The following is a 24,599-nucleotide window of genomic DNA, read 5'->3' as shown; positions in this document are numbered from 1 at the left end:
TGACCAACACTCCTTAGTTTGTCTATATATGGGGGAGGTCGTTAGACCCCCGTTTTCTCTCTTTTTCTGACCATGGCCCAACGCTGCCACGAAATCAGCTTTTAATCACAAGCACAACCAACCTTCGTCACATCAACGATTTCCGTTGGATAGCTGTTGTCGAAGCAAGCTGTACAATATCCGCTTTCTTTCCCTGCGGAACCTTGACCGATTGAATCTAACAATCCATCCTTCGTTAGAAAATGAAGTGAATCCGCGTTGATCGCCTTGCGAATCTCTTCGATCGAATTCATCGCCGCGATAAGCTCTTTGCGGTCTGGCGTATCGATCCCGTAGTAACAAGGGTTCATAAATGGCGGCGAAGAAATCCGCACATGAACCTCCGTTGCTCCTGCTTCACGAAGCAGGTTAACGATACGTAAGGACGTTGTCCCACGAACGATGGAGTCATCGATCATCACGACACGCTTGCCTTCGACCACTTTGCGAACGGCGCTCAGCTTCATTTTGACACCTTGCTCACGAAGCTCTTGGCTTGGAATGATGAACGTCCGGCCAGTGTAGCGGTTCTTGATCAGACCCAACTCATAAGGAATCCCCGTTTGTTCCGCAAAGCCAATCGCAGCTGAAATACTGGAATCCGGCACGCCTGTTACAATGTCCGCATCCACGAAAGCTTCCATTGCTAGTCGTTTACCCATCCGTTTACGAGCGGAGTGAATATTGACCGTGTCAATGTCGCTGTCTGGACGAGCAAAGTAGATGTATTCCATTGCACAGATCGCACGCTTGCTGCCTTCTGTAAACTGCTCGGAACGGAAGCCGTCACGATCAATTACAATGATCTCGCCAGGCTGTACATCACGGAAATAGGTTGCCCCAACCGCATCAAATGCACATGTCTCGGACGCGAATAAGTAAGCATCTCCGAGTCGGCCGATCATGAACGGACGTAAGCCGTTCGGATCAAGCGCAGCAATCAATTTATCTTTCGTAATAATAAGGAATGCAAAGCCGCCGATGACTTGATTCATCGCATCTTTCACAGCGTCAACGATATCATCATGCTCGGAACGAGCAATCAGATGCGCCATAACCTCAGTATCACTTGTTGTTTGGAAAATGGAACCCTTCCGCTCCAGCTCACGCTTGATAATGTTGGCATTATCAAGGTTCCCGTTCGTCGCAATCGCTAGATCGCCCTCACGGTATTTGAACACGAGCGGTTGTGCATTCGCCAGCTTGCTTTCGCCTGCTGTTGAATAACGAACATGCGCGATAGCTGTTGAGCCTGTAAGTGGATGTAAATTATCATTTGTAAAAACTTCCTTCGCAAGTCCCATCCCACGGTAATAGTTGAATTTGCCTTCATCGACTGTACAGATGCCGGCACTTTCCTGTCCGCGATGCTGCAGGGCATGCAGCCCGTAATAGCACAGGGAGGAAGCCTCGGGATGACCATACACCCCGAACACCCCGCACTCTTCATTCAGCTTGTCGAACAATCCACCTTGGCCGCCAATACCTTCGTTGTAATAGTCGCCTGTCCAAAGCTCATGCTGCCCATTCTCAAGTTGTTCAAATGGAGCCACAGGAAGCTTTAGGGCCTTGGATTGTTTCACGCCATTAGACATGGAATCGCATCCTTCCAGACTTTCGCCAGCTCGTTTACAGGAGACTGGAGACGCTGTTCGTCATTGATTTTCACAGTGAGGTAAGAACCTGTTACTTTTCCGATTTCTTGATAAGGTACACCTTGGGAAGCGATCCAATGCTTAAGGGCATCTGCTTTTTCTGGTGTAGCGCTAAGTACGATACGTGATTGCGATTCACTGAACAATGCGAAATCTGGACGAAGATCGGACGCTACATTAACTTCTGCGCCGATGTTTCCGCTAATACAGCTTTCTGCAAGTGCTACAGCCAATCCGCCTTCAGACAAGTCATGCGCAGATGCAACAAGACCTTCTTGAATCGCTTTGAGTACTGCGTTTTGCAGGCGTTTCTCCGTAGCCAAGTCCAACTCAGGAGGACGGCCTTCGGTTACACCGTGAATCACATATTGGAATTCGCTGCCGCCGAGCTCAGCTTTCGTCTCGCCTAGCAGGATGATGATGTCGCCTTCGTTTTTGAAGTTCTGTGTCGTGATGTGGTCGATGTCATGAACAAGTCCAACCATCCCGATAACTGGTGTAGGGTAGATCGCGCCTTTGGAGTTCTCGTTGTAAAGAGAAACGTTACCGCCGATAACCGGCGTATCCAAGAAGCGGCAAGCTTCTGCCATACCGTCCGTGGATTTCTCCAACTGCCAGAAGATTTCTGGCTTGTCCGGGGAACCGAAGTTCAGGTTGTCCGTCACAGCAAGCGGCTCAGCACCGGAACAAACAACGTTACGTGCTGCTTCGGATACTGCGATACGTCCGCCCACTTCTGGATCCAAGTATACGTAGCGTCCGTTACAATCCGTCGTCATCGCAAGACCTTTGCGCGTGCCGCGGATCGTGACAACTGCTGCGTCTGAACCTGGACGCACAGCTGTTTCTGTACGAACCATGTAGTCATATTGGTTGTAAACCCACTCTTTGCTCGCTACCGTTGGGGACGCGAGTACGGATTTCAACGCTTCCGTCAACTTCGTTACCTCAGGGTAACGTGTTGTATCGATCGCTGCGCTTGCTTCATAATAAGCCGGCACTTTGCTTGGCTTATTGTAAACCGGGCACTCGTCAACGAGTGCGCCTACAGGCATGTTCGCCACGACTTCACCGTGGTGGATTAATTTCAAGAAACCGTCGTCAGTAACTTTACCGACTTTTGCACAGTGCAAGCCCCAACGCTCAAAGATGCCCTTAGCTTGCGCCTCATCCTTCGGCTCAACTACGAATAGCATACGCTCTTGGGACTCGGACAACATCATTTCATACGCTGTCATGCCTTCTTCGCGTTGTGGAACTTCATCCAGGTACAGCTCCATGCCGTTACCTGCTTTACTAGCCATCTCAGCGCTGGAACATGTAAGTCCTGCTGCGCCCATATCTTGAATTCCAAGCACGATGCCGGAATCGATTAACTCTAAGCAAGCTTCTAGAACTAGCTTCTCCATAAACGGATCGCCAACTTGTACCGCTGGACGCTTCGCTTCGGATTCAGCTGTCAATTCCTCGGATGCGAATGTCGCACCGTGGATACCATCGCGGCCTGTTGCTGGGCCGACGTAGAAGACTGGGTTGCCAACACCTTTGGCAACACCGCGTTGGATCATGTCGTGGTCGATAAGACCCACGCACATTGCGTTAACTAGCGGGTTCCCCTCGTAGCTCTCGTCGAACATCACTTCGCCGCCAACTGTCGGAATCCCAATACAGTTACCGTATCCAGCAATACCGGAGACAACGTGCTCAAACAAGTACTTCACGCGATCGTTTTCCAATTTACCGAAACGTAAGGAGTTAAGTAGAGCAACTGGGCGAGCGCCCATGGAGAAAATATCACGAATAATACCGCCCACACCTGTCGCCGCGCCTTGGTAAGGCTCGATTGCGGAAGGGTGGTTATGACTTTCAATTTTGAAAACAACCGCTTGGTTGTCCCCGATATCTACAATCCCTGCACCTTCACCAGGTCCCATAAGAACGCGAGGTCCTGTTACTGGGAATTTACGAAGAACAGGTTTGGAATTCTTGTAAGAACAATGCTCGGACCACATTACGCTGAATACGCCGATTTCTACATAGTTCGGAGTACGTCCAAGGAAACCACAAATCTTAGCAAACTCCTCGTCGGTTACACCCATTTGCTTGTAAATCTTCTGTTCCGCGATTTGTTCCGGAGATGGTTCCTTAGCGGATAGCTGCTGCGTCATGTTTTTCCCTCCAAGCACTTAGAATTGATGTGAACATTTTCTTACCGTCTGCGGAGCCTAGAATCTCATGAATGGCGCGCTCTGGATGGGGCATCATACCCACTACGTTCCCTGCTTTGTTGCTGATTCCAGCGATATCATCAAGTGATCCGTTCGGATTGTTGCCCGCTTCATAACGGAACACGATTTGGTTGTTTTCTTGCAATTCTTTTAGTGTAGCATCGTCACAGTAGTAGTTGCCTTCACCGTGAGCGATCGGAATGTTGATCAATTCACCTTCGGCATAATCACGTGTGAACGCCGTTGTGTTGTTTTCAACTTTCAGAACCGCTTGGTGACAGCGGAATTTCATGCCGTTATTGCGCAGCAATGCGCCTGGCAATAAGCGAGCTTCCGTCAACACTTGGAATCCGTTACAAATACCTAGAATGTATTTGCCTTCTTCCGCAGCCTTCACGACAGCTTTCATCACGTTCGTAAACTGAGCAATCGCTCCACAACGCAGGTAATCCCCGTAAGAGAATCCTCCTGGTACTAGGATGCAATCGTATTTGGACAAGTCGCCGTCCGTATGCCACACATAGTCAACTGGTTGACCAATTGTATCTTCAATCGCTTTGTACAAGTCGATATCGCAATTCGATCCCGGGAACACAAGAACCGCAAAATTCATGGTTTTTCCTCCTAAAGGTTTTGCTTTAATGGTTGATTACACCAATTCGTAACGGTAGTCTTCGATAACTGTGTTTGCAAGCAACTTCTCGCACATTGCTTTCACGCGTGCTTCTGCTTCTGCTCTGTCTGTTGTACCAAGTTCAAGCTCCAAGTATTTACCAATGCGCACTTTGCCAACTTCTTCGAAGCCCATGGAGTGAAGTGCTCCTTGTACTGCCGTTCCTTGCACGTCCAATACGTTCTGTTTAATCGTTACATAGACTGTTGCTTTCATTGTGAAATCGCTCCTCAGTATTAATTTTAGTCAACCAATCGGTGCAAAATTTCTTTATATCGGTTCGAAGTCTCTTCCACAACAGAGGCTGGAAGCTCATCCGGTTCACTATTTTTATCCCAACCAGATCCCGCTAAATACGTACGAACAGGCTCTTTGTCCATGGAATCGATCTCGACATCCAAGGCGTATTTATCTTGTGACCAGTAACGGGAAGAATCCGGCGTAAAGATCTCATCAATAATAATAAGTTCACCCGCATAAAAACCGAATTCAAACTTCGTATCGGCCAAAATGATTCCTTTTTGCTCACAGATGCTATGTGCCAGCGTGTACAGCATGATGCTGCGCTCCTGCAAGGCATACGTTAGATCTTCGCCAACAAGCTCGATCATTTGTTCAATGGAAATGTCCTCATCGTGACCCACATCATTTTTCGCTGCAGGTGTGAAAATCGGATCGTTCAAACGCTCGTTCTTGCGTAATCCTTCAGGCAACTTGCGGCCATTGATTTCACCAGTACTTGCGTACTGTCTCCAACCATTCCCCGTAATGTAGCCGCGTACCACGCACTCGATGGAGATGCGCTCTGCCTTTTTCGCCACGATGATACGCTCTTTCAAAAGCTCTCGATCCTCAGCACTTGGAATAATCGCTTGAAGCTTCTCGACATCCGTGTGGATAATGTGATTCTTCATATACCCGCTAGTAATGCCGAACCAGTACTTGCTCAAAGCATTGAGCACATACCCTTTATCTGGAACGCCAGGCTTCAAGATGTAATCAAAAGCCGAAATCCGATCCGTTACCACGATCAAAAAGCTATCGCCAAGATCATACAACTCACGTACTTTGCCTTTGTGCACCAGAGGTGCATTAATCATTTCCTCAGCTGTATCTACGATCACGCTTGCGTTTGCCACGAATTCCACACCCTTCCCCTTCAAATCTATCTGTTCGTTCACTATCTTCTAGTTCAAACCAAGACGATCAAAGATCGTGCTTACATGTTTCAAATGCCAGCTTGGATCGAAGCAATCTGCGATTTCTTCTGGGCTTAATACTTCTGTAATTACCGATGCATTCTCAACGATTTCGCGGAAGGAGCGTTGCTCTTCCCATGCTTGCATCGCTCTCGGCTGCACCGTATCGTACGCTTGCTCACGAGCAAAGCCTTTGTCGATCAACTTCGTCATGACGCGGCCTGAGAATGGAACATCGTACGTGCTGCGCATGTTGCGTTTCATGTTCTCTGGGAACACCGTTAGGTTCTTGATGATGTTGCCAAGACGGTTCAACATGTAGTTCAACAATTGCGTCGCATCTGGCAAAATAATACGTTCAACAGAGGAATGCGAAATGTCGCGCTCATGCCAAAGCGTTACGTTCTCGTAAGCCGACACCATGTGTCCACGAATTACGCGGGATAGACCGGAAATGCTTTCGCAACCAATTGGGTTACGTTTGTGCGGCATTGCGGAGGAGCCTTTTTGACCTTTTGCAAACGGCTCTTCAACTTCGCGGAACTCACTCTTTTGAAGTGCGCGAATTTCCGTAGCAAATTTATCAAGGGATGTTGCTACTAGTGCCAATGTAGCCATGTATTCAGCGTGACGGTCACGTTGCAATGTTTGTGTGGAGATTGGCGCTGCTTTTGTTCCAAGCTTGCCACATACATACTCTTCAACGAACGGATCGATGTTTGCATATGTTCCTACTGCTCCAGAGATTTTACCGAATTGCACGCCATCAGCGGCAAAGCGGAAACGCTCCAGGTTACGCTTCATTTCCTCGTACCATAGCGCCATTTTCAAACCAAACGTCGTTGGCTCTGCATGAACACCATGCGTTCTACCCATCATCGCTGTATCTCTATGCTCAATCGCTTTATTGCGAAGGATTTCGATGAAGTTTTGAATGTCTTTGTCCAAAATTTCGTTCGCTTGACGCAGCAAGTAACCAAGTGCTGTATCAACAACGTCTGTGGATGTTAGGCCGTAGTGAACCCATTTGCGCTCAGGCCCTAGTGTTTCGGAAACTGCTCTTGTGAAGGCGATCACGTCATGGCGCGTCTCTTGCTCGATTTCATAAATACGATCGATGTTGAAGCTTGCTTTTTCGCGCAATACTTTTACATCTTCTTTCGGAATTACACCTAGTTCAGACCATGCTTCGCAAGAAAGAATTTCAACTTCCAGCCAAGCGTTAAATTTATTTTCTTCTGTCCAAATGCGTGCCATTTCGGGGCGTGTATAACGTTCAATCATGTTTCCGTTCCTCCAATGAGTTTCATTTACTTACTTTCCCAAATGCCTGTCTGTTCTATCCAAGTCAATGCTTTCTCAACATCGTCTGTTAAAAGGTTGATATGACCCATCTTGCGTTTCTCTTTCGCTTCCTTCTTGCCGTACAGATGAAGCTTCGCGCTGACACCTAACGCTTCATTTTCTAGGAAACCAGGTTCCGCTAGTCTATCGTGCAGCGGTGCAATGTGCTCACCTAGCAAGTTGACCATGACCACAGGTGTAATCAGTTCTGTTGAACCCAGAGGCAAGTTGCAAATCGCGCGTACGTGCTGCTCGAACTGTGAGGTCCGGCAAGCTTCCATCGTGTAATGCCCCGAATTATGCGGGCGTGGCGCGAGCTCATTCACATATAGTTGACCATCCTTGGTTAGGAATAGCTCAACCGCAATGAGCCCGATCACGCCGAGTGACTCAGCGATGCGAATCGCCAGTTCTTCGGCTGCCTTCTGCACGGGCACAGGAATACGTGCCGGCACGATGGATTCGTGCAGAATATTATGTACATGTATATTTTCAGCAGCAGGAAATGCTTTTACCTCGCCGCGTGGACTTCTAGCTGCAATAACGGATAATTCTTTGTCAAAAAGAATGAATTGTTCGAGAACCAGCTCGGTTTTGGCGCGGCTTAACGTTTCATAAGCTTCAGTGACTTCATCTAAAGAGCGAAGCACCCACTGCCCTTTGCCGTCATAACCGCCTGTAGCGGTTTTGAGTACGCATGGTGTACCGAAGCGTTCGGCTGCTTCCCGCAGCTCCGCTTCGCTTGTGATCTCTGCATAAGGCGCTACGGGAACGCCTGCCGCTTCAATCGCTCTTTTCTCGCGAAGACGGTGCTGGGTCGTGTATAAAAGATGACTGCCTTGTGGAACATAGGACTCTTCCATCAAGATGTTGGTGACGTGTGCGTCGACGTTTTCGAATTCGTACGTGATTACGTCCGAACGTGCGGCAAGCTTTCTAGCTGCCTCCACGTCGTCGAAATTCGCTTGAATCTGATCCGCGACTTGGCCGCAAGGCGCGTCCTCTGTCGGATCGAGCGTTACGAAGCGATACCCCATGTTGCGTCCGGCTAGCGTAAGCATGCGCCCTAATTGCCCGCCGCCAAGGATGCCGATTGTGCCTCCTGGCTGGATCACCTTACCGCTGGATGCCTCGCTCATAGCTGGTCACTGCTTTCCAGCACCGTTTGTGTGATACGCGCGCGGCGTGCTTTCACTTTCGCTTGGATCTCCGGGTCAAAAGCGCCCAGGATCTGCGCAGCAAGCAAGCCTGCGTTCGTTGCACCCGCATGGCCGATAGCCACTGTAGCAACCGGAATGCCGCCTGGCATTTGCACAATAGAGAGCAAAGAGTCCATACCATTCAACGTGGACGTTTTGACTGGAACACCAATAACCGGAAGCTCAGTTTTGGCTGCTACCATTCCTGGTAAATGCGCCGCACCGCCTGCTCCGGCAATAATGACTTGTAGCCCGCGTTCGATAGCCGATGCTGCATAGTCAAACATCAGATCCGGCGTTCTATGCGCGGAGACAACCTTCTTCTCATACGCTATACCCAGTTCGTCCAACATATCACAAGCATGCTTCATCGTTTCCCAATCCGACTGGCTTCCCATAATTACACCAACACGTACCGTCATCTCAAACCTCTTTCTGAAAGCCGACTTTTAAAATCTTCATCTAATAATAAAAAATGCCCAGTGCTAGAATTCACGATTCTATACGCTGGACAGCAAAAGAACCGAATGCAAAAAGACCATCATTTCCTATGGTTCCCCTCATTCGCTTCCTCGTAGTCCAAAAATTCATGGTTTTTGGGTAGATACTTCCAGGCCTTATTCCTGATTTTATACGAGTTGATTCGACATTTTCAATTAGTGCGGCTTCATTTCCCGCTTTCCTAGTTTACTACCAACTAACGTGCCATGTCAATTTGAAAAAACGAACGATTTTCTCTTATTTCTTTTAAATAGTTCGCTTTTTAGGCACATTTTCTAGCTTTTACCTGTTAATGAGGAAAGATGCGTTTATCAACCCTTTCTCAACATCTCTATATGAGATCATCCCTTGTTCTTTAATTTGTATGACGAGCATTCATATTTTTCGACATGACTTCATTCTTATGGAAAAACAACAAACACACTGACATACAGCTGTCAGTGCGTTTGGTTATAATAATAATCAGAGGTGACTAGAAACTTATGATCATAGATAAAATTGTGAACGTACACACACGGCAAGATTGGCGAAATTGGCTAAGTGAGAATCACAGTACGGAAGAATATTGTTGGTTAGTTCCTACAGGTCGACATTCCGAAAGTTACTTAGATTCTGTAGAAGAAGCCTTATGTTTCGGCTGGATTGATAGCACCATTAAAAAATTAGATGACACGCAAACAGCGCATCGATACTCGCCAAGGAAAAAGAAGAGTAACTGGACAGAGCTCAATAAAGAGCGCGTCAGAAGGTTAGATAAATTAGGCCTCATGACAGAAGCAGGATATAAGGTATTACCCGATATGAACCCTGAATCTTTCATTATACTTGAAGATATCTTAACGCAATTACGGCAGGACGAAGTACTATATCACCATTTTCAATCCTTGCCAGAGCTCTATGTTAGAGTCAAAATCGACAATATTCAGTCTGTACGCCACGATGCAACGTTGTATCAGAATCGATTAACCAAGTTTATTGAACAGACCCGTTTGAATAACTTATATGGACAATGGCATGATGACGGCCGACTGATTGCATACTAAATCCATACGGGGATTCACTTACGAGCATATAGCCGCTTCATATCGTAAAGAAGTTCCGCCAACTGTCAACTCATTCACTAATCCCAGCTGTTTAAAAACGTGCAGAGAGCTGTTGACTGTCATCGCGTTCAGATGCGGATATTCACCGACCATCGCCTCGCAAATGTCTTTCACCGCCACGTAACTTTCCTGCGCATAAAGATACGTTAGCAACGCTTGCCGCTGCGGGGTTAACGTGATATTCCTTGCTCGCATCCGTTGTAATGCTTGCTTCAGATCATGTTTGACCATTAGGGTAACCTCCTCTTTTATTGGTGGGGACTTTATTTTACTTTTTCACATGATGCAAATAACTACAAATATTCACATTTCTTTAATTATAATTATTTTAATATAATATTAATTATAATTTTGTTGATAACGATTGTCAACAAGCTTATGCTCAACATTCTACACCCCCATTGTTCGAAGCAGAAGTACAGCTGTGGAGCTTAAAAATGCAAAAGTGCAACCTTTTTTGGCGAAGTCCTCTGTCCAAATGAAATAAGTGCGAAAGTGCAACTATTTCGACCTCCACTCCTCACTTCGGTCTATATTCGGCCCAAAAGGTTGCACTTTCGCATCAATTTACCACTTGATAGGCTGATTCCCCGAAAATGAGTGCTCTTTTGCATCTTTGAGCATCTATTTCAGCGTTAAAGTCGGAGGGAGCCGGTGGAACGGGCGATTTCGAACGCTGTAAGCGTGTTTTCCGTCACTTCAGCGCGATAAGGTCGACAAGGCGAACTCTTTTACACGCTGTAAGCGTGTTTTTCATCGATACTTCGTGCCTCTGCACGCTACAAAGAAAAGCCGCCAAGAGCTATCCTCCTGACGGCCATAAGCAAGCTAAACTTGCTTATTTATTCAACTATTCGTGTTGGATCCCATCCATCGTCACCTGCCAGAACTCGCCGAGCTGTCAGCTCCCCTGCCTCGCTTGCAGTCAACTCCCGTGCCCACTCCGCACGTCCGCTGGCTAGAGCCCCAGGACCCACGCTCCCAAACTCCATGTACACGACCTCATCTATCGGTTCCTGTTCATTCCATCGATCCCAACCCGCAGTCTTAATATGCGGTCCTACCCAGCAATCTACGAACGCCGTCTTCGCATAATTCCGCCACGGTCTTCCTAGACCAACGGACTGCTCAGGCGCATCACCGGTTAGTTTACACCTCAGAAATACGTAACCATATGGAACCTCCTCTGGGGTAGAGGCAGCTGTGATCCAGCCGCGTCCCAAGGAGACAATCTCACAATCCTGAAACACAGCTGTCGCCGAGCCAAAAATAAAATCAACATCGCCCTCCACATAGCAGCGTTCGTAATACTGCCTCACCGGACGTCTCGGCGCATCTTCCCTTGGACCGCCAAAGCTGCCGCGATCTCGCGGTTTCGGTGGCAACGGCCCTGTGAACAGTGTGTCCTGATGCCCGAGGAATCGGCAATCGCGAAAGCTAACGCAATCCCCATCAACATATGCAGCTAAGGCTTGCCCCACGATGTCCCCGCTCCCTGCTGTATTTTCGAAGGTGATCCCCTTCACCTCAATATGATCCCCACCTATGTAAGCCGTGTAGGAATGAAAAGTATGGTACGGTTCTCCGCTCGGATACAACTTTTTCGCATAATCGTCATAGGAGATTACAGTCGTTTCCGCCCCCTCGCCAACCAACGTTATCCATGGTTTATCGATATATAACTTCTCTTTATACACGCCGCTTTTGATGTGAATAATCGTCGGCTCCGTCTGTCCCTCTGGGATATGATCAACAGCCTCTTGTATGCTAATGAAGTCGCCGCTCCCATCTGCTGCAACGGTAATCATGGCTTTTCACCCTTTCTACTAGCTCGGTAAGTATCAAATTGACGTTGAATTTCAGAAATAACATGATTCATGCCAGCATCTTTTAATTTGGCTCTGAAGCTAGCCATCGTAGCGTTCCAATCCACTTTCGCATCATACAGTATCGGCAAATACTCCGTAATGATGACATTGAGCTGGGCAATCTCCGATTTAATGGGAGCCAGATCAGGTACAAAGCCGAGCGTTGGCGACACGATCGCTTCCTTATCCCAGTCCCGCAGTTCTTTGCTATAGGCAGGTGAGATATAGGTACTAAACCGAGCAAACCGAATATCATTCCAGGTCCAGCTGATCGGGTTATATTGATGCTCGGGCGCAATACCGTCATAAACGATGGCTTCGTCCTTCAGCTTGTAATTCACATCTTTGATTCCATATGTGAAGAGATCGTAGTTCTCCTGACTGCTTCTCAGCCAATTCAGGAAAGCAACAGACTCATTCACATGCTGGCTTGTCGAAAATACCGAAAGAATATTATCAGCACCCGTATATAAATACTTCGGCTTCTCTGGATGCAAATACACATTTTCTAGTTCTCCCTCTGGGAGCATCGCTTTGAACGCATCAATTCGCTCCGTTTGCTTCATGACAACACTCCATGTTGCGGCCACTTTACCTGAGATAAAAGCAAGCTCTGGATCTGGATACTTCGAGGTGTCCGATGGGCCATATGGGATATAGCCCTTCTTCTGCCATTCATGCATCTTCTCCATGATATGAACGAAAAAATCAGACTCATAGGTATCCCTGACTTTCAGCTGAGGATCCGCTGGATCAATATACACAGGAGCATTCAGGTAACCCCCCGCAAAAAAAGCGACATCCCCATATTCTCGAAGCAAGAAACGGCCTGTGTCGTAAAAATAGGGTGTAATCGTCGGTTCATTCTGATGAATCGTCTCCAAATAGTTATCCATATCGGCCACCGTCTTAATTTCCGGCAAACCGTATTTCTTTCGCAGATCGCCTCTAATCTGCACGAAACTCTGAAACTCAGCAATCGGCATCACGCGAGGAATTCCATAGATATGCCCGTTTATCGTTGCGCCTTGAAAGGCGTAATCCGGCGTGCTGTTTACTATCGCATGACCATAATCGCGAAGCGCATCATCCAAGGGTGCTAGTACTTTCTTCGAAACTAAATCTGCGATATTCGAAAATGCCGATAAAGCAATATCATAAGGCTCCCCGCTCGCCGCATTCAGCCACAGCTTATTCCAGTACTGATCATACGGAATATACGTAAATTCCAGCTTGATCGGCAAGCCGTCCTTGGCAAGCTTGTTCTCAACTGCTTGGATAACTTCATCTTGAGCAGCTGGCTTCTCCAAAGGAAACAAGAGATGTAAAGTGGTTGGCGCTAGGCCTTGCCCCGCTTTGTTCGTGTGTGACGATGCCGGTGTCCGCCCTGGATCTCCTCCCTTGCCGACTATCATGAGCACAACAACAGAAGTACAAATCACGATGAACAGCAGCACATAGGTGGATCTTTTCATCCTGAAACCGTCCTTTTTGTGATTCGTCGCCGCAAATGGATAAACACAGCAGCCATTTCCGCGGCTGCTGTGCTAGTTATACAAACGACAATCGTTGTTTATTTCTTACTGGCTGTGAGGTAACGGTCATATTGCGCTTGTCTACCTTTAATGACATCCTCAACGCCCATACTTTTCAACGACTTGATATAGCTATCGAATTTATCTAGGCTTTCCTTACCCGTGATGAACTTAATATTCATTTCATTAACGTACGTCGTAATATCTGGCATCACCGTATTCTCTTTGTCAGCCTCAGCTTTCAGCGCGTATACGAATGGGAACGGTGCTTTGATATATTTCTCCATCTCTTTATCAATCTTAGCATGCCATGGCGCTACCAGTACATCCGTTGCTTCGACGGATTGCTCAATTGGCAAATTAGTTGGATTGATACCGAATTTCTGGATAAAATCATTATCCTTGCCTTTCTCCGTAAATTGTTTCTTGCCATCAACCACATCAAAGGTTTGTCCTTTCAGTCCCCACACATACATCTCCTTGGATTCTTCACTGCTCGCATAATCCAAGAATTTGAATGCCAGTTCCGGATCCTTAGCATTCTTCGTAACACCAAATATACCTGTGATCGGGTTCCGTCCTATATAGAATTGATCGCCGTGCGGCCCCTTGAATGGAGCAATCCCTTTAATCAATGGTTTCGTTGGATCATAATCCTTGAACAGCTTGCTGTACACCATCGAGGTATACCAACTAAAGTTAAATGTAGCACCTGTTATATTTTGCGAAAATTTCGAGGTAATCTGATCTGCGGTGACGCTGGCGAAATCCGCTTCTAACAATCCCTCTTTGTACAAACTATTTAAGTAGGTTAAATATTCCTTATAGTTCGGCTCATAGTACGAATAATGCACCTTCCCGTCCTTGTCTGCATAGAAGTTATTGGCTAAATCCAATCCGAATACCGGTCCAAACGCATTCGCTAGTTGATTAGGCGCAACCGAGAATGGGATTTCATCCTGCTTGCCATTGCCATTCGGGTCATTCGCTTTGAACTTACGAAGCATATCCGTGAATTCATCGAGCGTTGTTGGATCCTGTAAGCCCAGCTTATCTAACCATCTCTGGTTCACCATAAACGTAGGCATATAGTTCTTGGTCACGGCCAGCTGCGGCAGATAGTAAATCTTCCCGTCTGGTGTCGTTAAGCTTGCTTTCAAAGCAGGGTATTTCTCGAACAGCTTCTTGATGTTGACCCCATACTTATCGATATAATCGTTCAGCGGTTTGAACAATCCACCTTGAATATTTTTCATCGTCTGATCCTGATCCAACTGATAGATCACATCGGGGAGATCAGCTCCTGCGGCAAGTCGCGGGCTAATCGCATCCTGATAGGTCGATGGTGGAAGTAGCTCCCAATTGACCGTAATGCCTGCTCGCTTACTCAACTCTTGGACGATCGGAGCTTGGTTTAGATCAACATTGTTCGTCCATGCATTCGTTGCTAGAATTTTGAGCGATCCCGCTTTATCGGTGATTGGCCCTGTACCTGTGTACGTGAAGCCCGCTGGTGTTGCAGCAGAACTCGCATCTGGTTTCAGCGTTGCTGCCGCGGAGCTGGCCGTAGGCGTAGAGCTCCCCTCACTTGTACAAGCTGCGGCTACCATTGCAAATAATGCTGTAATCAGAGACAAACTTGCCGTTGTTTTGAGTGTTTTTTTCATATACGAAACCCTCCCTCAATGTATAAAGCCCACTTATCTATCCAGCAAGAGCATTGCTACCCTTTGACTGCACCTAGCGTGATACCACGTACAAAATACTTTTGAATGAACGGATAGATCGTAATAATCGGTAAAATGCTGACAACAATCGAAACGTAGCGGACTTGCAATGTCGAAACAGCCAGAGCTTTAGCCGCTGTCTCGCCCCCCATTTTCTGCATAATTTCAGGTGAGGCCATAATGAGCACCCTTCGGAGAAAAATTTGCAACGGTTGCAACTCCGCCTTCCCTAGGTACAGAAGGGCATTGAAGAAGTCATTCCAGTGCGCGACCGCATAATACAGCGTAAGAACAGCAAGCGTCGGTTTTGTAAGCGGTATCGCAATACGGAACAGTAAGGTGAAATCCTTAGCTCCATCCATATTCGCACTCTCAAATATTTCGTTCGGAATATTCTCGAAGGCTGAGCGCAAGATCATGACGTTAAAGGTGCTTACAAGCACAGGCAGAATCATCGCCCACCTCGTGTTGTAGAGCCCTAATTCCGTGATCACCATGTAAATGGGAATCAACCCGCCAGAGAAGTACATCGTGAATGCAATGTAGAAATTGAGCTTTCTTCGAAGGAAGAATGCCTTCCTCGAAAGCGGATAGGCCGCTAAACATGTGGCCACCAGATTAAAGACCGTCCCCACGACGGTATACCAAATGGTGTTGTAATAAGACTTCCATAATTCGGAATAACCGAGCACCATTTTGTACCCATCGAAATTCAGATCAACCGGTAAGAACGTGACTAACTTATTGTCTATGGCTTCTACCGAGCTCATTGAGATGCTCACCACATAAATAAATGGATATAAGGTCACAACAATCGCAAGTGCGACGAGACTGTAAACGATTACATAAAAACTCCGGTCCGTCCATGATTTAACCATGAAGGCCTCCTTTCTTGAGGCGCTGCTACCACAAAGACATGTCGTTCACTCGACGACTCGCTTGGTTGGCCGCATATACTAAGATGAAACTGATAATTGAATTGAATAGCCCCACCGCTGTAGCAAAACCAAAGTTCTGTGACTCAATCCCTTGCCTGTATACATAAGTCGAGATCACATCGGCCGTTTCGTACGTGGCACCGTTGTAGAGCAGATACACCTTCTCAAAATTCACACTCATAATGCCGCCGATGGAGAGTAGAAACAGAATCACAATCGTTGGCTTCAAGCTTGGCAGTGTAAGATGCCACACCTCTTGAAATTTGTTAACGCCATCAATCTTTCCAGAGTCGTACATTTCCTGATCGATCCCCATAATAGCCGCGATGTAGATAATGGAGCTAAAACCGAAACTTTGCCAGATACCTGACGCCGTGAAGATGGATCGGAACCATTCGGGCGCCATCATGAAATTAATTTTGGCCATGCCCATCGAAGCCAAGAACGTATTCACAATACCGTCTGTCGGAGACAGGAAATTAATGATCATCCCCGCGATAACAACCGTTGAGATAAAGTGCGGCAGGTAGGTCACCGTTTGGGCAAAACGCTTGAAGAGGCCATTCTTAATCTCAACTACGCATATGGCAAAGAGGATCGGGATCGAGAATCCGATGACTAGCGGATAGAACGCAAGCAGGAATGTGTTCCTCAGTAAGCGCCAGAAATAACGAGAATGGACGAACTGGTCCAGCCACTTAAGCCCTACCCAATCGCCTCCAAATACACCATGTCCCGGTGTAAAGTTTTTGAATGCAATAAGGATCCCCGGCATCGGCAAGTAACAAAATATGAAATAATACAAAAACACCGGTAAAAACATCAGCAGCAGCAGTTTATCTCTGCGTATCAGTTTGATGAGCAGCGGTTTCTTATCCCCCAATAACTCCAACTCCTTTCAATCAATCATCCAATAAGGTAATTTTAGCGCATGACTGACTTTGCAAATATCCAACATTTTTGCGATATGTAACACTTTTTTACGTAAAAAAACACCCATTCAGCCCGGACGTCTTCACGCCGACTTCATAGGTGTTTCCTCATCTAGTACTATCATCTTCCTTGGAATACCTCTCCGCCGTATAGGCGGGAAAGTTCAGAAATACGCTGGTGCCGTGCCCAAGTTCACTATCAATTCGCAAGCCATAGCCTTGACCAAAGCGAATCTGGATGCGATCGTGTACATTTTTCAACCCATACCCGACTGAACTTAGTTGAATAACTTCTTCCGCCAACTCCTTACTCATCCCTGGCCCGTTGTCTGCGATACAGAACTCCAGATCTTCTCCCGACCTGTAACCTCGCAAGGTGATACAGCCGCGCCCATCCCCCTTACGGAGCTTATCAATACCGTGTTCTAGCGCATTTTCCAAAATCGGCTGAAAAATAAGATTAATCATGTCATATCGCAGTAATGCTTCATCTACTTCGCAAATGAAATCAAAGCGATAATTGTGCATGATACTTTGGATATGCATATAATCCTTGGCATTCTCCAATTCATTTCGGACAGGGATGAAATCTCTCCCCTTATTAAGAACCGTTCGATAGAATCGTGAAACCGTATTCGTGATCTGACTAATTTCCATCGCGTCAATCTCTAATGCCTTCCAATTAATAATCGACAAGGTGTTATATAGAAAATGGGGATTTATCTGCGTCTGCAGCGCCTTGAGCTCCGCTTCTTTCTGCGTGATCTTACTTTGATACACTTCTTCGATCAAGGTGTTAATATTCACAAGCATATTGCCGAACCGATTCGTCAATTGGCCAATTTCATCCCTAGACTGACTGGATACGTCAATCTTCAAATTCCCATTTTCGACGATCATCATCTTCTTATTGAGCTTAATAATACGTTTGACGAAGGTGTTGGAGAATATCCAGATGATGAGCAGCAGTCCCGCCAAACACACCAAGACAATCAAGGCTGTCGCACTGACAATGCTCCTTGCATCCACCGAAATCCCATTTTTAGGTGTAAAATAAACAAGTTTCCAGCCCGGCTCCGCCATATCCGCTGTAATGTACATGTAATCCGTTGCCTGCATCGAAAATGAACCGATTCGCTCCATTAACTGGGAGGATGGCAGCGAAGCGATGGGAAGCGATGGGCTCATCTGTATATTTTTAGATAGAATTTGATTGCCCTCTTTATCTAAAATCAAAATCCCATAGGCATTCGTTTTGATATCATCCAATCCCTGAAACAAACTATCGGCATCGATGCTCAGGAACAACACGGCGGGCGCCTTCCCTAACGGCACTCCCTCTTCACTCACGAAAGGCCTTGTAGCGAAGAGCTTGCCATTCTTAATGTTCCACTGCGTTTCTTTCGAATGCGTCTGCTGATTCGCCCACTTCAGATCGGATGTCAAATCGAGTGGCAGAATATATTCGCCTCGCAGAATAGACTGATTCTCGGTAAATACTGATATTTGTAAGATATCCTGATTAAAATCAAGAATGTTACTGAAAAACGGATCCACATAATCCCGATACAAGACGGGAAAATCACCGTCATTACTAATAAAGATGCGCTTAAATATAACATTCTGTGTGATCGAATTAATGATCGCTTCATGTTGCTTCGCGCGATAGTTAATCGTCTCTGCAATTTGACTAATCGCTCCATCCAAATTCTGTTTCGCCTGTTGAAGCAGGAAAGAGCTAGCTTGATGATAGGAAAACATCCCCAATACGACAACAGGAATAATGGAGACGACCATATAGGAGATAAACAGCTTTTGCTTAAATCTTAAGTTTTGAAAATAAGCGAGGAAAGTTCTCATATCAGCTCGTTCTCTCTCGGAATTTGGCTGGACTTTGCCCATGAACCTGTTTAAATGTTTTGCAGAAATACGACGTATTCATATAGCCGACCTGCTGACTGATATCCGCAATCGTGAGATGCGTTTCCCGCAGCAGCGCCTCCGCCTTATGCATCCGAATGGTTGTAAGATATTTAACAAACGTTAGTCCTACTTCCCTTTTAAACAGGTAGCTCACATAGGTCTGTGTAAGAAACACCTTATCCGCAATCCATTGCAAGCTGATATCCGATGTGTAGTTATCTTCAATCAGTTTTCGGATATCCTTAATCACTTTCTTACTGAATTCCGGATTATGTACATCCGTATCGCCGTCTAGCATACCAAGAACAGTCTGAATCTGCGCTTTCAGCTCAGCTAGGGACTTACACCCGAATATAGCCTCCACAATCGACTTAAACGCGTGGACGTCTGTTTTCCCTGCCGTTTCCCCTATTTTCTTAGCCAGCTCTGTACACATGTACTTCACGTAAATCGCGGAATGCTGCCCGCTCCCGTCAATCGTCTTAAAGAATAGCTCAACACCTTGGCGTAGGCCGAACTCATCCTTGACTTCTAAGTGCCAATAAAGAGTTTCCATCAGCTTAGGGATGGTGCTCGCTATTTCTTCTTGCCCTTGGCTTTCATCTGTATAGAGCACTGTGCTTTCATGGAAGAAAAATTTATAGTCCAGCACATTCTCCATGAGCTTAAACTCGGGAGCCAACTCATCTCCTGTGTGGATTAACCTAGAAATGACCATCGTAAAGGTTTCGTTGTAGGCATCCGCAATGCTTGCTTTTAACTTGCTGCCTAACGACTCCAGATCTTCCTTACGCACTGTGTGATCCCATCGTACACAAACTAAGCTCTGACTTTCATTCAAATTCACATAATCGAACGGTGCACGAATGACGGTCTGGAGTCTCTCTGGCAGCAAGTCGTGCTCTACATCAAAGACCGATGAACTGTAGTCTATTAGAATTAATTGAACGGACATCTGACCAAAATGAAGCCCGAGGAGCTCTAACTTACGAGAGTGCGATGAAGAAGCTTGCGCAGCATGAAGGATCTCTAAGAACAGTTCTTCCTTCTCTTGTTCTTGATCTTTATGACAGAGCGCAATGACTTCATCAAAGACTCTCTGGAAATCACTCACATCGATGGGCTTGAGCAAATACGCGGAGATCTGATAATGAATCGCCCTCTGTGCATACTCAAACTCCCCATAGGCGCTGAAAATAATAATTTTCAACTCAGGGAACTGCGCTCGTGCCCGCTCACACAAAGTAAGGCCATCCATAAATGGCATCTTGATGTCGGTTAATACAATATCGATTGGATGCGAAGCTAACATCTCTAAGGCTTCTTCGCCATTCTCAGCTTCCAACACAGCCAAGGGCAGTTTATATTTGTGGATTAATCGCTTAATCCCTTCTCTTTCAATATGCTCGTCATCCACGATGAGGATCTGAAACAAAGCGCTTCCTCCCTTCCAAACCAACTCCATCTAAATTCTATCAGAAGACCGCTTCTGATTAAAATTCAACATTTTTGCGATCCATAACATATTTTTATGGTGTACGCGAGATCTCGGCGCTCGGGCTTCGTTGGGCGAGTTTGTTGGTTTTGAGAGGTTAGTACGCCAGAGATTTTCATTAACTGGAAAATGTACAGCTATTTATGAGAAATTTCATCGAAAACTCGATTTAACTGTAAAATATGTAGTTAAAATCACTCATTTAGTTTATATAGGTAAAAATGTATATAATTAACTGTATATTTTCCATCTAATCTGCTTTTGACTGATAAACCCAAATATTTAACTACATAAAATACATTTATTCTCCTGGGGCTCAGGAGATATTGAGAAAAGAGCAGGCACTAGGCCTGCTCCACTTCTACACCCTGCTTTACGAAATCGCCCCATGTGAGCGTCCGGAACTCTTCCTTCCATGGCGACAACGCTGGCAGCTCTGCCCATATCTCCTCTGCTTTCTGCATGCATACGGATTGAACGATGCGTGCATATTCCAAGCATCCGGAATCCTGAATCAACTGCTTCACTTCGTCTTCCTTTTCTGCAAAAAGTTCAGCCGTAATCTCCCCCCTGTAGTAAGCCTTCACGGGTGAGAACTCTTCATCTTCAATAGAGAGTAGATATAGGATGGGCAGCGTCCGCTTCTTCGCCATGAGGTCACTTTTCTCATCATAGCGAACAAGATCTCGCACATCGTTCTGAATCTGGTGGAGAAGTCCCACACAATCGGCGATCTGATGCAGCTGCTCTACCGTTCCTTCTGTACAGGCTGTATCGAAATAACCTAGGAAGCAAGCAAGACGGAATAACGAACCCGATTTCTCTTGCGTTATCCATAAGTAGTCATCAACAGTGGAAACCGCATTAATCACATCTTTATGCTGACCATTAATCGACCTAGCAATAATTTTGCTAATTTCGACCAACATCGTTCCGCTGGCATTCATTCTACCCAATTCACCTACTACACCGATCATTAGCGCTAATACAGCATTCAACGCACTCGCCGTGTCCACTCGCATCCAAGGCTTACTATCGCTATCCTGATCCTGCAGATCATCAACGATATCCAGGATAAGAACAACTAACTCCGTCAATGCCGCTCGGCGATAGATGTCAGGGGAACCCCCACCTAGCATAGCGTGTGTGCACAGCGTGACTTTGGCCCAAGATAGACTCGAGGTCTCGTTATCTGACATACATGATCTCAGCAGCGTTTTCAAATCCTCATCAAACATATAATCATCCATCATCCGTGCCATGTGCTGCTGAATGTCCTGCATGCGAAGCGCCTACTTTCAGGTGTAATATTTACTTTTGATAAACTTTTCCAAAGCCTCTGTCCTTGATTTCGCGCCCCATTTGTCATAAATTTTACGCAAATAATTATCAACTGTACGCTTGCTCATGAAAATTCGTTCAGCAATTTGTTCGTGTGTAGCCCCTTTAACCAGCATGTTCATCATGAGCACTTCTTCCTCTTGCAGTTCACATTCTTCGCCTGCATCGGCTTCATTTAATTGCATCTGGTTAAAAACAGACAGCGGAATCATCGTATACCCATCCAAAATACAATACACCATATTCTTGATCGTCCGCTCCGTTGACTCTTTCGACAGTACACCGCTTACTTTCATTTCAATCAATTTATTGTAAATACCTGCCAACTCAATGCCGGTGAAGATGACAATATGGATGTGCGGGTATAGTTGTTTGAGCTGTGCAGCAACTTCTGTGCCCGTCTGATCGGGAAGCTGATAGTCTAGAAATATGAGCCCAGGCTGATGCAACTTCACATATTCCAAACATTCCCTCGCATTACTAACAACTCCGACCACCTCGATACGATCTATCTCATCAAGCAACGTCTTCGTCGCTCTTGCAAATAAGGGATGATCATCGACCACTAATGTTTTGACGATTTCACTCATGCTGACATCACTTCCTCAGTTGGTATTGTGATTAAAATATGGGTCCCTTCCCCCTCAGCGGTCTCCAGTTCAAAGCTCCCGCCTACATGCAGAACACGGCTTCTCATATAAGCAAGCCCCATACCGGATGCGGCGATTTCAACGGCGACCTCTTCCTTCACATGAAACCCTACGCCATCATCCCGATAACTTAGATAAAAGAAATGATCTTCTTCCCACAGATGAAAGCTGACATTAGCCGCCTGCGAATGTTTTTTAGCGTTGTTAAGTAATTCTTGCACAATCCGGAAGATATGCCGTTTGGCCGATAAATCCTTGCCTTCGATTTCAGAAATTTGCTCGGCTCGGAAGGAAATCTCGAACGGCGTCGTATACGATTCCTTCTCGACGAACGTCTTCAAGGTTTGCTTCAACCCTACCTCTTTCAACAGATGAGGATTCAATTCGAAGCAGCTCTGACGCAAGCTGGCATTGATCATTTCCACAAAGTTGTTCATGCTGTTCAGCTGTTCGCGATCCTCTTGACGCATCGATGGTTTCTCAGCCAATGAGGTTAATCTTCGCTTAAGGAAGAACAAATCCTGCATCGTCGTATCATGAAGATCCGTGGCAATCCGAACACGTTCCTCCTCCTGCAGTTCGAACATCACCTTCCGTAACCAGAGATGTTCTTCCTGCGGTAGATGGGAAACCATTTGCTGAAGTCTGCCCGTTAACTTACGAATCAGATACACATTTTCCATACTTACTTCCAAGTAGGAGGTGATTAGCTGCAGCCAATGCAACTCTTCCTTCGCGATTCGCGTGTTCGTCTTCTTCCGAGTTACGATGAGATAGCTCGTATATTCCTCATGGCAGTTCATTTCCAAGAATGTATAGTAAGGATGATTGGGCATCGCAGATGAATTCACCAAACGTTGAATTTCTGCCGTATCAACTTCACCTTCACAGAAAATTTCAATATCATTTTTATGCCGAAAAACAATCGCGCCACCTGTCACTTGCAGCGTGCCCACAATATCCACTAGGATGATATCCTTCAAATCACGGAAGCTGGAGATGGTTCCTAAATTTTTTGAAATCTTTTTTAGCGCTGATTTCAGTACGTACTTTCTCGGGAACAAATAGGGCTCTAATCTCGTCGTCCAATATTCGGCTGCATACAACATAGCAGAAAGAAGGAAGATTGAGCCTAGGAATACGAATAAAATTTGCTTTCCGTTGGTTTCCCCATGAAAAATAATAGCAAAAGCGCCAGTAAACAAGCTGACGGGTACTACTGCCATCAAACAAGCAAATAAAACACGCCGCACGACAAGGCCAATATCATATAACTGATCGGAAGCTATTAAATAAGAGAACGTGATTGGAAATATTAATAATAGCCAACTTGTATAAATAGGGTCGAATATCCAATCTCCGATAATGAGCTGGGGGAGGAACGAGAGACAGATAATAGGTAGAAACGAAATGAGCAAGGAGTAGAACACACTTTTGATAATACCAGCGAGCGGCGTCTGTGCTTTCCTAACCTTTACAAACAACGTTGCCAATAGAGAAATATTTAAGGAAATAACAATGATGAAGAATCCCATCGTGACCGATCCGTCATACCGATATACGAAAGCCATCGAAGGAAAGAAGTATAAACCTCTCAATACAAAAGCTAGGAAGGCAATCCCGTACAAATATTTAAAATGGCCCTTGGGCAACTCCATGTCTCCCTTTTCTTTGAAGAACACCACAAGGAAATGTAGAAAGACAATGGGCAGCACCATCATCGAACTAGCAATCATCAACTTGCCTATTAAATCTCCCCGCATGGATGCACCTAAGCTCATAAAGATTAAGGCAGCGCTAAGAAACGAGAAAGCGAGCAATCGTGCGGAAGGCGAACGATTTTCCCTCACCAATAATAATACGCACATGAATAGACAGACGAATTCCTCCGCGAGCGAAATGATATCGAACAGGGCCGGTCGGCTTGTCCTCAAATCGATAGATTCTACGACGCCATCTCTCCAAATCACAACTGTGTTCGCCTTCTCAACCACATTCCACCGCTTGACGGTTGACCATTCACCTGGTGGTTTACCATCAATCGCAATGACTTTATCGCCGATATGAATCTTATCATTCGTGCTATTTGCCTCAAGTTTGCTGACGATCCACTCGTCTGTACGAGCCGTGTCCAAGTAGATACCATTATAGGGAAAATGGAAGGTTACAAATGAACACCAGATTTGCAAAGCAATGAAGAGCACCATATACATACCCACAGAAATTTTCACTACTATTTTCAATTAACT

The 24,599-nt window shown here is 45.9% G+C and carries 20 protein-coding genes and 1 riboswitch; of the genes, 1 reads left to right on the top strand and 19 read right to left on the bottom strand.

Annotated features, from left to right (window positions below):
* Positions 1–101: 101 nt before the first annotated feature.
* The 8 genes from purF to purE form a co-directional block, all read right to left on the bottom strand.
* Positions 102–1,634 (bottom strand): amidophosphoribosyltransferase, encoded by a 1,533-nt coding sequence (gene purF, locus ASL11_RS09240; RefSeq protein ID WP_082595342.1) that lies wholly within the window; start codon positions 1,632–1,634, stop codon positions 102–104.
* The gene (gene purL / locus ASL11_RS09235; protein WP_056612771.1) at positions 1,619–3,862 is read right to left on the bottom strand and encodes a phosphoribosylformylglycinamidine synthase subunit PurL; all 2,244 of its coding nucleotides are present in this window, start codon (positions 3,860–3,862) and stop codon (positions 1,619–1,621) included. The genes purF and purL overlap by 16 nt, the downstream gene beginning before the upstream one ends.
* On the bottom strand, positions 3,840–4,535 hold the full coding sequence (gene purQ, locus ASL11_RS09230) for a phosphoribosylformylglycinamidine synthase subunit PurQ (RefSeq protein ID WP_056612769.1): 696 nt from the start codon (positions 4,533–4,535) through the stop codon (positions 3,840–3,842). The genes purL and purQ overlap by 23 nt, the downstream gene beginning before the upstream one ends.
* A 36-nt stretch (positions 4,536–4,571) precedes the next feature.
* Positions 4,572–4,811, bottom strand: coding sequence for a phosphoribosylformylglycinamidine synthase subunit PurS (gene purS / locus ASL11_RS09225; RefSeq protein ID WP_028556672.1), 240 nt, complete (start codon positions 4,809–4,811; stop codon positions 4,572–4,574).
* Between the two features lie 26 nt (positions 4,812–4,837).
* On the bottom strand, positions 4,838–5,719 hold the full coding sequence (locus ASL11_RS09220; RefSeq protein WP_200962422.1) for a phosphoribosylaminoimidazolesuccinocarboxamide synthase: 882 nt from the start codon (positions 5,717–5,719) through the stop codon (positions 4,838–4,840).
* Between the two features lie 63 nt (positions 5,720–5,782).
* On the bottom strand, positions 5,783–7,078 hold the full coding sequence (gene purB, locus ASL11_RS09215; protein ID WP_056612767.1) for an adenylosuccinate lyase: 1,296 nt from the start codon (positions 7,076–7,078) through the stop codon (positions 5,783–5,785).
* A 26-nt stretch (positions 7,079–7,104) separates the two neighbouring features.
* Positions 7,105–8,277 carry a 5-(carboxyamino)imidazole ribonucleotide synthase gene (gene purK / locus ASL11_RS09210; RefSeq protein WP_056612765.1) on the bottom strand — a complete coding sequence of 391 codons (1,173 nt, stop codon included), beginning with the start codon at positions 8,275–8,277 and terminating at the stop codon, positions 7,105–7,107.
* Positions 8,274–8,759, bottom strand: a complete 486-nt coding sequence (gene purE / locus ASL11_RS09205; protein WP_056612763.1) for a 5-(carboxyamino)imidazole ribonucleotide mutase — start codon at positions 8,757–8,759, stop codon at positions 8,274–8,276. Before purE ends, purK begins: the two co-directional genes overlap by 4 nt.
* A gap of 133 nt (positions 8,760–8,892) precedes the next feature.
* Positions 8,893–8,994, bottom strand: a riboswitch (purine riboswitch).
* Positions 8,995–9,320: 326 nt separating this feature from the next.
* Here purE and ASL11_RS09200 point away from each other — a divergent pair.
* A complete protein-coding gene (locus tag ASL11_RS09200; RefSeq protein ID WP_056612761.1) occupies positions 9,321–9,881 on the top strand; it encodes a YdeI/OmpD-associated family protein in 561 nt (186 codons plus the stop codon).
* Between the two features lie 18 nt (positions 9,882–9,899).
* On the opposite strand, the gene ASL11_RS09195 is transcribed toward ASL11_RS09200, so the two are convergent.
* The 11 genes from ASL11_RS09195 to ASL11_RS09145 form a co-directional block, all read right to left on the bottom strand.
* On the bottom strand, positions 9,900–10,172 hold the full coding sequence (locus ASL11_RS09195) for a Fur family transcriptional regulator (RefSeq protein ID WP_056612759.1): 273 nt from the start codon (positions 10,170–10,172) through the stop codon (positions 9,900–9,902).
* A gap of 611 nt (positions 10,173–10,783) precedes the next feature.
* A complete protein-coding gene (locus tag ASL11_RS09190) occupies positions 10,784–11,749 on the bottom strand; it encodes a pectinesterase family protein (protein WP_056612757.1) in 966 nt (321 codons plus the stop codon).
* A complete protein-coding gene (locus ASL11_RS09185; protein ID WP_056612755.1) occupies positions 11,746–13,284 on the bottom strand; it encodes an ABC transporter substrate-binding protein in 1,539 nt (512 codons plus the stop codon). Before ASL11_RS09185 ends, ASL11_RS09190 begins: the two co-directional genes overlap by 4 nt.
* Positions 13,285–13,382: 98 nt before the next feature.
* The gene (locus ASL11_RS09180; RefSeq protein WP_056612753.1) at positions 13,383–15,011 is read right to left on the bottom strand and encodes an extracellular solute-binding protein; all 1,629 of its coding nucleotides are present in this window, start codon (positions 15,009–15,011) and stop codon (positions 13,383–13,385) included.
* Positions 15,012–15,067: 56 nt separating this feature from the next.
* Positions 15,068–15,949, bottom strand: coding sequence for a carbohydrate ABC transporter permease (locus ASL11_RS09175; RefSeq protein WP_056612751.1), 882 nt, complete (start codon positions 15,947–15,949; stop codon positions 15,068–15,070).
* 25 nt (positions 15,950–15,974) lie between these two features.
* Complete coding sequence (locus ASL11_RS09170) at positions 15,975–16,892, bottom strand: ABC transporter permease (RefSeq protein ID WP_056612748.1); 918 nt, start codon at positions 16,890–16,892, stop codon at positions 15,975–15,977.
* Between the two features lie 157 nt (positions 16,893–17,049).
* Entirely contained in the window at positions 17,050–18,801 is a 1,752-nt protein-coding gene (locus ASL11_RS09165; protein ID WP_056612746.1) for a sensor histidine kinase, read from the bottom strand.
* A gap of 1 nt (position 18,802) precedes the next feature.
* Positions 18,803–20,299, bottom strand: a complete 1,497-nt coding sequence (locus ASL11_RS09160) for a response regulator transcription factor (RefSeq protein ID WP_056612745.1) — start codon at positions 20,297–20,299, stop codon at positions 18,803–18,805.
* A gap of 404 nt (positions 20,300–20,703) precedes the next feature.
* A complete protein-coding gene (locus ASL11_RS09155; protein WP_056612743.1) occupies positions 20,704–21,642 on the bottom strand; it encodes a polyprenyl synthetase family protein in 939 nt (312 codons plus the stop codon).
* 15 nt (positions 21,643–21,657) lie between these two features.
* On the bottom strand, positions 21,658–22,290 hold the full coding sequence (locus ASL11_RS09150) for a response regulator transcription factor (RefSeq protein WP_056612741.1): 633 nt from the start codon (positions 22,288–22,290) through the stop codon (positions 21,658–21,660).
* Positions 22,287–24,593: an ATP-binding protein gene (locus ASL11_RS09145; protein WP_056612738.1), complete on the bottom strand. Its 2,307-nt coding sequence runs from the start codon at positions 24,591–24,593 to the stop codon at positions 22,287–22,289. Before ASL11_RS09145 ends, ASL11_RS09150 begins: the two co-directional genes overlap by 4 nt.
* Positions 24,594–24,599 lie beyond the last annotated feature (6 nt).

The sequence above is a fragment of the Paenibacillus sp. Soil750 genome (genome assembly GCF_001428045.1).
Taxonomy (GTDB): Bacteria; Bacillota; Bacilli; order Paenibacillales; family NBRC-103111; genus Paenibacillus_E; species Paenibacillus_E allorhizoplanae.
Note: the sequence above shows the minus strand (reverse complement) of the source record. Positions and strands in the feature narration are given on the sequence as shown.